Below are 10,835 nucleotides of genomic sequence, written 5' to 3'. Positions count from 1 at the left end.
ATAAAAAATTGATAATGTGCCTATTTGCAACCAACGCTATTCAAATTTAAAAATGGGTATTACTTGAGGATAGCTAAATCAGAGGATTTATCTGCCAAGTCTGACCATAAAATTAGCTGTGATGTCTGTAGGTGAGGGTTAAGAAAATTGACGCTGTAGGCAAACTCGTCAGTAAACGGATCCGTTAGTTATGAATAGAAATCTCAGTAACAGTATGAAAACGAGGCCTTATAAGGCCCCGCTTTGTTAACAACTTTCTATTAAAGGAATCGATGCATAATATCTATGTCATTTATTAGATTCAGCGTCAGCTTCAGCTCTAATATCCATAATTGGCATTACGCCGTTACCCATCATGGTACTTGGCAGTCTTCCATCCCAAGCTTGCGCTTCGGTTAACTTTACAATCAGCGGGTTATTTTTGAGCGCTTTAGCTTTTGCTTCAATCGCCTGTGCCTCAGCTAAGCCTTTGAGTAATATTGCTTTAGATTCAGCTTCGGCAATTTTCAAAATCCCTTTTGCCTGAGCATCTGCAGTATTTACTGCTCGCAGTGCTTCTAAACGTTGACGCTCAAGCTTATGCTCCTCTGCTGCTGCAAGGTTTTTCTCAGTTTGCTTTATCTCTATCGAGTTGATGTATTTTTGCGGCAAGATAATATTCTCAATTTGAATATTATCAACCACGACTGGAAAGCCTTCCATCTCTTCAGCCAAGCGCTTCTCTATACCTCGTATCGCACTGGCTCTGTCTTGAATCAGTTGCTCTGCTTCAAATTGAGGAATGGTATCTTTTGTCGCTGAGCGAAAACGTGGGTCGAGAATACGTTGTTCAAACTGGGTTAAGCCGCCATAACGTTTAAATAGCTCTAAAGCAGCTTCTTTGTTAACGGTCCAGTTAACCGAAACCTCAATCGTGACGGGCATCTGCTCTTTAGTGCTTGATGCCATTTTTTCGGCATTTTTACGGGTACGAACTTCGATCAGCTCAACGGTTTCGATAAATGGGATCTTGAAGTGTAAGCCTGGATTTTGTTGTTCTTTCGCTTCTCCGAAGCGCTTAACAACACCCACATGCCCTTCAATTACAATAAAGTAAGAGTTAAATAAGGCAATGATAATGAGCAGTATTGGTAGAGATTTTACTATTGAAATTGATTTTAAAAATGCAAGTGGTGATGGTTTTAACAGCGACATGTTAGGTATCCTTTCTTAATATGCGCGGCAAAGATACCAGTTAACTCTATGTTATGAAACATTTGTTTGTTTTAGGTTGCTAAAGTGTGGTGTTAATTTGCAACTGCAATAAAAAAGCCAAGTTACTTACCCTTGGCCTTAATCGTTATTTGGCTAATCTAAGCTCGCAGTACGTTAGCGCCGATGCATCATACCTAGCTTAGCGAAACACTATTTGTTTGATAAACGCATATATAACGAGTCTTTTAATTCAGCTCGGTCATGCTTTAGTTGGTGCATGGATTCATCATCTATTGGTGCGCCATTTAATTCCAGCACTCGGATCTCTTTATCCAATGCGTTGTAGTGTTTGGCATCTTTATTAAATGCTGCATCACTTTTACACCGTTCCATAATAATAGCGTGGTGCTCAGGAAACTCATGGAGCAGAGAATGATCTTCGCCTAACATAAAAACCCCTTAATCTTATATGAGTAAATACAACCTTAACCGGTTAAGTAAAGTCAATTGTTTGATTAAATTCAAGTCGATAAAGACAGATTTTACGCTTTAGGTATACTGGGGAGGTGACGTAATGATAAGTGAGTTCAAATGAACGATTTAGTGCCTGAAATTAGTTTCAGAGATACCAAGCTTCCGGATGTTGGATTTGAAGTTATTGAGCTCTCCAGCTTGTATGACAGAGTGGCGGCAGGAGAGATAAGCTTTTTTGGTAAACCCCACAGGATAGATTTTCATAACCTGATCTTCTTTACTGGCAATCAGGGGGATCATTTCGTTGACTTTAATACTCTTCAGGTAGAAAAAGGCAGCGTCGTGTTGGTCAATAAAGGTCAGGTACATGCGTTTGATCTCACCAATAAACCCGCAGGCAAGGTGGTTATTTTTACCGATGAGTATTTAGATAGGGTGGCAGCTGCCATCGACATCAAGATTTTTGCACCCACTCATTTAGTGAGCTCATATCTACAAAACTTTAATTTATCTACAGAGCAAGCACATTCATTAGTTAGATTGATGGAATTAATCTTCACCGAGTACGAGTTAACAACCCCTAATATTAGTTATCTACAGGTGTTGTTTGCCGCACTTCTGACTAAAGTCAGTGAATGTAGACCTGATATTTATCACCATCAGATGACACCGACACAAATTAACTGTTTTGATCGCTTTACTGAAACCTTAAGTGACGCCTTTACTCATACGCGAGATGCTAAGGCATTAGCGTTACAGGTTGGGACGACTTATAAGACATTGAATAAAGTTTGTAAGATGGCGACGAATCGTACCGCTAAACAGTTGATAGACTCTTATACCATCTTAGAGGCGAAGAGACGTTTGTCGATTGATAATATACAGGTTCAGCAACTATCTGATTATTTAGGGTTTGATGAGCCTACTAATTTTGTTAAGTACTTTAAGAAGCATACTTTAATGACCCCAAGCCAATTTAAACGAAACACTTAAGGCTCATATTTACCATTTTACTGCTTGATTTTACCTGCTGAAACCTGCATTCAAACCCTACAATGGCTCCGAATTCAATTGTTAGGGATACACAATGAAAACCCAATTACTTGCAACACTACTGGTGAGCAGCAGCTTACTGGGCGGTTGTTCAAATCTTTCTGCAGAATCGGAGTCAACGATGAATATTTCAAATAAAACTAAAGCGGTAGCGCTACTCAATGCGATAGAGACCGGTGACAGTAAAGCAATCTCTTATGTGAATGCCAGTGACTATACTCAGCACAATTTGGCTATTGCAGACGGTTTAGCAGGTTTTGGCGAAGCGCTACAGGCGCTGCCAAAAGGTAGCGCTAAGGTCAATGTTGAGCGTGTATTTGAAGATGGTGATTATGTCTTTACTCATACCGATTATAATTTTTTTGGTCCTAAAGTTGGCTTTGATCTATTCCGATTTGAAAATGGTCAGATTGTTGAGCATTGGGATAACTTAGCTCAAAAAGCACAACAGGCTAACCCAAGTGGTAGAACACAGTTAGATGGTGTAACGACAGTATTAGATTTAGATAAGACGGCAGAAAATAAAGCGTTAGTAGCAGATTTTGTGGAAACTATTTTGATCAACGCTGAGTACGACAAGCTTACAAAGTACTTCGATGGTGATCATTATCTGCAACATAACACCGCAATTGCCGATGGCGTATCTGGTTTAGGCCAAGCGATTGAGGCGATGGGACAACAAGGGATCACCATGGAGTACGATAAGGCTTTTAAAATATTAGGTGAAGGTAATTTTGTGTTAGCCATTAGCGAAGGTCGCTTTGCGGGAAAACCTACCTCATATTATGACTTGTTCCGTATTGAAAATGGCAAAATTGCTGAGCATTGGGATGTAATGGAAACCATTTTAAACAAAGAGCAATGGAAGAATGCTAATGGTAAATTCGGTAATCTATAGCGGTTAATGCTTTATAAAATCTGCTTGTACTCCATGAGTATAGGCAGGCTTTCTGCTTTGATTTTATGTGTAAATTAGATATTGTTTATCTTAATAACTACCTGCATTAGAAATATAAACTTAAGCAAAATGAATTAAATACCTATTTATAGGTACTCCTAAATTAGTAGTTGGTGATGATCGTGCTCACAGTTCTTAACACGAAAATGTAATCATTTAGCAACATTGTTCTAGATCAAGCTATCAAGTTGTTTTCAGCTTTATAACAACCCATAAGAATGATGAAAACAAAAGGATTACAATAAATGAAAGTCCATGCCCTAACGTTAGCCGTACTTGCAAGTTTAGCCTCTACCGCCGCCACTGCCGACACAGTTGATCCACTAAAGAAAGCTTTTATTGATGACTCAAAAGTTAAAGTTCAATTCCGTCTTCGATTTGAAGATGTTGATGTTGCGAACGTTGACCAAGAAAATCAAACCACTTTACGTACTCGATTAAACTATCAAACAGGCGATATCTATAAGCTGTTTGCCGTAGCTGAAATTGATGATGTTCGCTCTACGGATAATGAGCCACTTATCGCCGACTATGCCTACACTCAGATTAATCAGGGGTTTATTGGTTATAGAGGTCCAGCTGAAACACTGGCTAAGTTTGGTCGTCAACGTATTCTACTTGATAATCAACGTTTTGTTGGTGGTGTGGGTTTCCGTCAAAATGAGCAAACATATGATGCATTTTCGGTAAAGAATACGGTAATAGAAGGGCTAACGGCTTACTACGCCTATGTTGCTACTGTTAATCGAATTTTCCCTGAAGGCTCAGGTAAAGAAGAGCATGAGAACGAAACCAACCTTGTTAACATTAACTACTCAGGCTTGGATTTTGCAAACATCACCGGTTATGGCTACTTAATTGATAACCAAGATGTTGCTGCATTCTCTAGCGATACTTATGGTATTCGCGCCACGGGTGATGTGAAATTAGATGCGCTTAAATTGAGTTATGAAGCTGAGTTTGCACAGCAATCTGAAGCGGGTGACAATCCTGTTAGTTATAGTGCGTCTTACTATAAGTTAGGTGCGGGTATTAATTTAGCTAGCTTTGGTTTTAAAGCAGGCTACGAAGTTCTTGGTTCTGACGACGGCAAGGCGGGTTTCATCACTCCTCTGGCGACTCTGCATGCATTTAACGGTTGGACTGATAAGTTTCTATTCGGTGGTAAAGGTAACTGGAACAATGGTCTGGTTGATGCTCATGTGATTCTGACGGCTAAAGTCGCTGGATTAAAACTATTGGCTAAATATCACAAATTTGATTCAGATTTTGGCGATATTGATATGGGTAAAGAGTGGGGCGTAGCCGCGACTTATCCGTTTGCAAAGCACTATAGTGTAGGTGTTAAATATGCCAGTTTTAGTGGCGCAGACGAAGGTTATAGCTTCTCAAATGATACCGACAAGCTTTGGTTAACGTTGCAGGCTAAATATTAATAATTGAGTATTTTGCCGCTGCGGTATTGACTCGTTAGCTATATAGAGTCAATACCGTTAGCAGCTCGGACTCCCTTCCAAGCAGGAAAATTATTTTACTCCTGCTTTTTTTCGCTTTTTAAACGCCGAAATGTACGGATGAACAACCTCTGGAAATACGTTTTTTTTGGGGGAAGGTCTATGCGCTTTAACCTGTTCATCATCCGTTAAGTAGGCACAATAACAAATCGTTAAAAAAGTGTAGCCAAGTTGTAGGCAGTGTTACTATTGCGACAAGTATTTTTTGTTGAGTGCATCGCTGAGTGTGGTTTTTGTCATTGAAGCTTAAATCAATCTTCTGTCTATCTATTGTGAGTCTACTGTTACTCATTCCCGCCTTTGCGGCTGACAAAGTATTGGTTGAACATGAAGCACAAATAAAAGCTAAGAGTATAACTGACGCAAAACAGAGCTCACCTGTTACTGACAATATTGCTAATGAAGAACCCACTGATCCCTGTTTTAGCCTATCTCAAACTGATCACGCGATTGACCGTGCTTTTGATTACCTCAATACTAAGTTTTGCCAACCCGCTATTTGGTTCGACACTTTTTTTGTCGATGACAGAGTTGCAGATGATGCCAGAGCTGGCACCATTATTCGTTGGTTCAATGATTTCTCTTTTTATGGGAAAGAAGACTTTAGTTATCGAGCCAATATCAGTGCACGTTTAAATTTACCCGGTGTTAATAAACGTCTCAAATTGGTATTGGAAACGTCGGATGAAGATGATCCGTTTGCCCCCTCTAAAGGACCTAGTGCAGAAAGAGAAACGGAAGTAGGCCTCCGCTATGATTGGTATGCCAAAGGGCGCAGCAGTTTTAATATTCAGGCCAACTTTAACCCTAAAGTTGAGGCTCGATGGCGCTATACTTATCCATTATCAGAAAGCACCATTACTCGATTTACTCAAAAGCTATATCAAGACAAGAAGGTCACAGGTGAATCCAGTGACCTCGATATTGAACATTCATTTAATGAAACTTTCTTGGCTCGCTGGAGTGCTGCAGCTCAATATGAATCTCGTGGCAATGGTTGGGAGTTAGGATCGAGTTTTCAGCTTTATCAATATATCAGTAGCAAGCAGGCTATTAGTTATCAAGCGGCGATACACAGTGTCGATGAGCCCCATTACTACATTAAGGATGCAAATATCGGTTTAACTTACAGACAAAATTTTGCCCGAGATTGGTTATTTTTTTCAGTGACGCCAGAATATAACTGGAGTAAAGAAAATGCAGAGTCTGAACGTATTAATCAGGTGATCATCACCTTAACGCTAGAGATATTATTCCACAATGTCTGACGCCACAGGGTATAGACGGTTATTAATCGACAATAATAACCGCGTCAGATAGTGTTATTTGATCGATTACTGACTCTGTTTCCATTACTGGTTGTTGCTGTGTTTGTTCAGCCAAAATAACTAAGCTGTCGGTATAGGAAAACCCATAACCATAACCGCCTTCGGTTGTGACGCCATTGCCAAGCAGATGGGGATCACTTAAGTGATCACTAAAATGATAATTACCTGAGGTTATCGTAGTGATTTGCATAACGCGATAACCTTGCTCATTTAAGGTTTCAATCGCTTGTTGCAGATCGTTATTGAGCCTTTCGGAATCGATTTTACAGTTTGAGTATTCCCACTGTGAGGTTTTGGGTTTAGCGGCCCACATCTCTTCACGCTTATCGGTTTCGATTTTTGCAAAGTAGCTTTTTACTAATATGCTCTTTTGTTTCATGTGCCTACAAATTCTCATTTTGATTAGTGCTCTAAAGCTATCCTATTTTGAACAGCGTAGGAATGGGTAGCGTAATGTTGAGCTGTATTTTCTGTGAATAAGTCGTAAATAAATCACTTTCGCCTGACTTAATATCGCAATTTTGAGCGATAGAGTCGCAAGGTTATGTAACGGCTTGTTCAATACCCACAGCATATGATAAATCAATACACCTATTTTAATGCTGGCCTTTGCCTGTAAGCATTGGCACTTTTTTATTGCTCTTTAAATTTAAATGCAGTTAATAAAGGCGTATTGATTTAACCGCTTATCAACGGCGTTAATATCCATTTACTCCCCCCTCTATTAAGCAAGGGTAAAAAGTAAAATAGCGCCTAACTAAATTAGTCATAACCGCAAGCCCTACTTTGGTATAACACATTGTTACTTGACCGCACTATGGATGTGATTGACACTTGGATAACAATAATTACCCTACAAAAATGGATTAATATAAAATGCTTATTTTCTTTATTTGTATTGCGCTGTTAGTGCTCGCTTACAAGTTCTACAGCCCTTTCGTAGAGCGGCAAGCTGGGATTGACCCTAAAGCTCAAACGCCTCAAGCTCGTTTTGAAGATGGCGTTGACTATGTAAAAGTACACCCAGTAAAAGCTTACTTAATTCAATTCTTGAATGTTGCAGGTGTTGGACCGATATTTGGTCCTATCTTAGGTGCATTGTATGGACCTATAGCGCTGGTATGGATCGTGCTGGGAAATATCATAGGCGGTGCAGTGCATGACTACTTCTCCGGCGTTTTAAGCATTAAAGAAGACGGTAAAAGCCTTCCTGAAATAGCGGGACACTATTTTAATATCTATTTCAAAGGTGTGATGCTCGTTTTTACCGCGATGTTGTTATTCTTCGTTGGGGTTGTGTTTATCATGAGCCCAGCGGGTCTGTTAAGTAACTTGGAATACTTTGAAGGCACTATTTTTGCCAATAATACTTTTTGGGTATTAGCAATTTTAGGTTATTACTTCTTAGCGACTATGCTGCCTATCGATAAAATTATTACTAAGCTTTATCCAATCTTTGGCTTATTGATGATTGTTATGACCGTCTCTATTGCTGTTGCACTGTTAATTAGTGCGCCACAGCTTCCCGAAGTTGGTGATATTTTTGCCTATTTTGACCACAGCCATTATAACAACGATTTGTTAGAGCCGAACCCAGACGGTTTGCCAGTGTGGCCGCTGCTATTTGTGACGATCACTTGTGGTGCAATTAGTGGTTTTCACTCAACCCAAGCCCCAATCATGGCGCGCTGTTTAACCAATGAGAAGTATGTTCGCCCAGTTTATTATGGCGCGATGATGTCTGAAGGTATTGTGGCTTGCGTTTGGGCTCTAGCGGGTATTGCAGCGTTCCCAGGTGGCTATATTGAACTTAAGAGTATTCTCGATATAGGTGGTCCTGGTCTTGTTGTAAATCAAGTTGCTACAACTTATCTCGGCGCTGCGGGGGGGATTATGGCGATTATTGCGGTTGCAATATTCCCTATCACTTCGGGCGATACGGCATTCAGGTCATTACGTTTAACCATTACTGATGCATTTAAGATCCCGCAAAGTATGCGTAACCGTTTACTTTTAGCCATTCCTATCTTAGTGATTGCTTATTTCATGACTAAAATTGATTTCTCATTGATTTGGCGTTACTTCGCATTCTCAAATATGTTGTTGTCTACCAGTGTGCTTTGGTTAGCGACTAAGTATTTGTTTGACCGCGGAACGTTCCACTGGATTGTGAGCTTGCCTGCTATTGTGGGAACCAGCATTACTGTGTCTTACATTATGACAGCAGGGATTGGCTTAGGCTTACCTCAATCGATGAGCCAGCCAGCGGGGCTTGCAGTAGGTGTAATTTGCTTAATAGGACTGATTTTAGCGCACCAAAAACGCAAAGTTGTCACTGAGTCATAGTACAACCAGTGTGACCTTTAAAGGGACTGCAATTGCAGTCCCTTTTTATTATCGTTTTTATTAATCCTTAATTTTGGGACTGCTGTTAAACTGGGTATAGATTATAGAGTTACCTTACTACACGGATAATTGAATTAGAGGAGTACAGTTTGAAACTCGCGCTATTTGATTTTGATGGCACGCTAACCCATCATGACATGTACACTCGTTTTATCCTTTATTCAGCAAGCCCCGTACGCTTGGTACTTGGTTCTGTTTTCCTTTCCCCGTTATATGTTCTTTATAGGCTGCGGGTTATCCCAGCGAGAAAGCTAAGGCCTTTAGTCAGCTACTGTGCTTTTGTTGGTCGAGATAAAACCGTTATATCTGCTCTTGGTAAGCAGTACGCACTCAATGTTATCCCACAATCAATCCGTCCTGAGATGCTAGCAGCGCTAAAACAGCACCAAGCGGATGGTGCTCAAGTGGTGTTGGTTTCAGCCTCGTTAGATCTCTATTTACGACCCTGGTGTGAATCAATGGGAATAACACTAATTTGTAGCGAAATGTCTGTTAAAGAGGGGACCTACACTGGGTTTTATGTGTCAGGTGATTGTAGCTGTGATATGAAAGTAACTAAGGTGCAAAACCAGTTCACGTTAAGTGATTATGTTGAGGTTTTTGCCTACGGAGATACTCACGAAGATCTGGCCATGTTAGCGATAGCAGATCACGCCTATATGAATGGCATCAAAGTATAGGTTTTGAAGCTGAGCACACAGTCGCCCATTTTTTAGCTTATGCTATTTTGATGCCGGTGAGCGTACTGATGACTTAATGCTTGAACCCAACTTCATTTTTCGGCGCTATTCACGCAGGCTTCTACATCAACATTTGAAGGGCAAGGTGATAATTCACATTGTTTTTCATTCCAAATTCATGAACATCAACATTGAATTACGATGGCATAGAAGTCAGATTCAGGAGATTGAGCAAAGCCGGAGACGTTACCGAGGATGCCGGAGCCAATAATGACGAGTACTGCATTTCCATGAAGACATCATGGACGATGGATATGTCGATAATGCAGGCGCAATTAACGACCTTGAACTCAGACACGTCTCGTTATGTTGGACCCTGTATTTCGAGGTTGTTTGAGTATATAAGTATCTGTAGAAAAGCATTTCACCATTAATTTTTTATTGAACAGCAAAGCATCAAGTGAATATCGATGCCTTGTCCGTCAATAGTACAACAACAAACCATGCTGCCGCATGCGGCAATTTGAATCTATTGCTTACATTTCTTCAGTCACAGTACAAAGGCCTGTTACAGCGTCTTCGCCGTAGACTTGTACTGTTGCGCGTAACGCGTGGTCAGCTACCGGATACTGACTGTATAATAGATAAGTAGGCGTTTCGCTAATGTCTTTACCATCTACTCCATCGATTCTATAGATGTCGCTTAGTACAGGTGACTTGTAGCTACCATCAATCTTAACTATCGACTCGTTAGAACGCAGAATATTGATATTCTTCATAGTGATATTGTCACCATCGGATACTTTGCATGTTAGATCACTTGCATGAGCCATACCTGTAAGTGCTACTGCACCAAAAGTTGAAGCGAGTAGTACTTTCTTAAATGTGTTCATTGGGTGTTGCCTCATTATTTATAATCAGTTGGTGTTTGCCGTCGTTAGCTTGCGTGCTGAACAAATCATGGCAACGAATAATAGAATCATGTAGAAATATTGACGCTGGCTCTTCAGCTGTCAAGCTGTGACCATGTTGTTTCGAACTATGCTAGAGTGCAATGATTGACTTATCAAGCCCATGTTTAATGATCAATGTTTTACAGTACTTAAGCCACAGCGTCACTGTCCGCATGCTTTGCTCATATTGATGTTTCCGGCAACACATTGAAAAATTGGATCAGCCAAACTTTGATAGATTAAACTGATACTGCTAGCACAAAGATGGAGTCAAT

The 10,835-nt window shown here is 40.3% G+C and carries 10 protein-coding genes; 6 read left to right on the top strand and 4 right to left on the bottom strand.

Going from position 1 to position 10,835, the window contains the following annotated elements; all coding sequences use genetic code 11:
* Window positions 1-288 precede the first annotated feature (288 nt).
* Together CXF82_RS09375 and CXF82_RS09370 are read right to left on the bottom strand one after the other, a co-directional pair.
* Window positions 289-1,194 (bottom strand): prohibitin family protein, encoded by a 906-nt coding sequence (locus CXF82_RS09375; RefSeq protein ID WP_102038154.1) that lies wholly within the window; start codon window positions 1,192-1,194, stop codon window positions 289-291.
* 210 nt (window positions 1,195-1,404) lie between these two features.
* A complete protein-coding gene (locus tag CXF82_RS09370; protein ID WP_101093003.1) occupies window positions 1,405-1,644 on the bottom strand; it encodes an HP1242/YdcH family protein in 240 nt (79 codons plus the stop codon).
* 141 nt (window positions 1,645-1,785) lie between these two features.
* Here CXF82_RS09370 and CXF82_RS09365 point away from each other — a divergent pair, with 141 nt between their 5' ends.
* The 4 genes from CXF82_RS09365 to CXF82_RS09350 all read left to right on the top strand — a co-directional run bounded on the left by CXF82_RS09365 (window position 1,786) and on the right by CXF82_RS09350 (window position 6,461).
* Window positions 1,786-2,661, top strand: coding sequence for an AraC family transcriptional regulator (locus CXF82_RS09365; protein WP_101093001.1), 876 nt, complete (start codon window positions 1,786-1,788; stop codon window positions 2,659-2,661).
* A gap of 94 nt (window positions 2,662-2,755) precedes the next feature.
* Complete coding sequence (locus tag CXF82_RS09360) at window positions 2,756-3,619, top strand: nuclear transport factor 2 family protein (RefSeq protein WP_101092999.1); 864 nt, start codon at window positions 2,756-2,758, stop codon at window positions 3,617-3,619.
* A gap of 305 nt (window positions 3,620-3,924) precedes the next feature.
* Window positions 3,925-5,115, top strand: a complete 1,191-nt coding sequence (locus tag CXF82_RS09355) for an alginate export family protein (protein ID WP_101092997.1) — start codon at window positions 3,925-3,927, stop codon at window positions 5,113-5,115.
* Between the two features lie 317 nt (window positions 5,116-5,432).
* Complete coding sequence (locus tag CXF82_RS09350; RefSeq protein WP_257982759.1) at window positions 5,433-6,461, top strand: hypothetical protein; 1,029 nt, start codon at window positions 5,433-5,435, stop codon at window positions 6,459-6,461.
* Between the two features lie 22 nt (window positions 6,462-6,483).
* Here CXF82_RS09350 and CXF82_RS09345 read toward each other — a convergent pair whose 3' ends face one another.
* Window positions 6,484-6,900 (bottom strand): hypothetical protein, encoded by a 417-nt coding sequence (locus CXF82_RS09345; protein ID WP_232775143.1) that lies wholly within the window; start codon window positions 6,898-6,900, stop codon window positions 6,484-6,486.
* A 497-nt stretch (window positions 6,901-7,397) separates the two neighbouring features.
* Here CXF82_RS09345 and CXF82_RS09340 point away from each other — a divergent pair, with 497 nt between their 5' ends.
* Window positions 7,398-8,867, top strand: coding sequence for a carbon starvation CstA family protein (locus tag CXF82_RS09340; RefSeq protein ID WP_101092995.1), 1,470 nt, complete (start codon window positions 7,398-7,400; stop codon window positions 8,865-8,867).
* 149 nt (window positions 8,868-9,016) lie between these two features.
* A complete protein-coding gene (locus CXF82_RS09335) occupies window positions 9,017-9,607 on the top strand; it encodes an HAD-IB family hydrolase (protein WP_101092993.1) in 591 nt (196 codons plus the stop codon).
* 536 nt (window positions 9,608-10,143) lie between these two features.
* Here the strand turns inward: CXF82_RS09335 and CXF82_RS09330 are convergent.
* A complete protein-coding gene (locus tag CXF82_RS09330; RefSeq protein ID WP_101092991.1) occupies window positions 10,144-10,500 on the bottom strand; it encodes a hypothetical protein in 357 nt (118 codons plus the stop codon).
* Window positions 10,501-10,835 lie beyond the last annotated feature (335 nt).

Source organism: Shewanella sp. GutDb-MelDb, assembly GCF_002836075.1.
Classification (GTDB): domain Bacteria; phylum Pseudomonadota; class Gammaproteobacteria; order Enterobacterales; family Shewanellaceae; genus Shewanella.
This window is presented reverse-complemented; position numbering and strand designations above follow the sequence as displayed.

Coding starts and splice junctions, on each gene's coding strand:
- CXF82_RS09345 (WP_232775143.1), bottom strand. CDS start 6,900: ATGAAACAAAAGAGCATATTAGTAAAAAGCTACTTTGCAAAAATCGAA.
- CXF82_RS09360 (WP_101092999.1), top strand. CDS start 2,756: ATGAAAACCCAATTACTTGCAACACTACTGGTGAGCAGCAGCTTACTG.
- CXF82_RS09330 (WP_101092991.1), bottom strand. CDS start 10,500: ATGAACACATTTAAGAAAGTACTACTCGCTTCAACTTTTGGTGCAGTA.
- CXF82_RS09340 (WP_101092995.1), top strand. CDS start 7,398: ATGCTTATTTTCTTTATTTGTATTGCGCTGTTAGTGCTCGCTTACAAG.
- CXF82_RS09355 (WP_101092997.1), top strand. CDS start 3,925: ATGAAAGTCCATGCCCTAACGTTAGCCGTACTTGCAAGTTTAGCCTCT.
- CXF82_RS09375 (WP_102038154.1), bottom strand. CDS start 1,194: ATGTCGCTGTTAAAACCATCACCACTTGCATTTTTAAAATCAATTTCA.
- CXF82_RS09365 (WP_101093001.1), top strand. CDS start 1,786: ATGAACGATTTAGTGCCTGAAATTAGTTTCAGAGATACCAAGCTTCCG.
- CXF82_RS09370 (WP_101093003.1), bottom strand. CDS start 1,644: ATGTTAGGCGAAGATCATTCTCTGCTCCATGAGTTTCCTGAGCACCAC.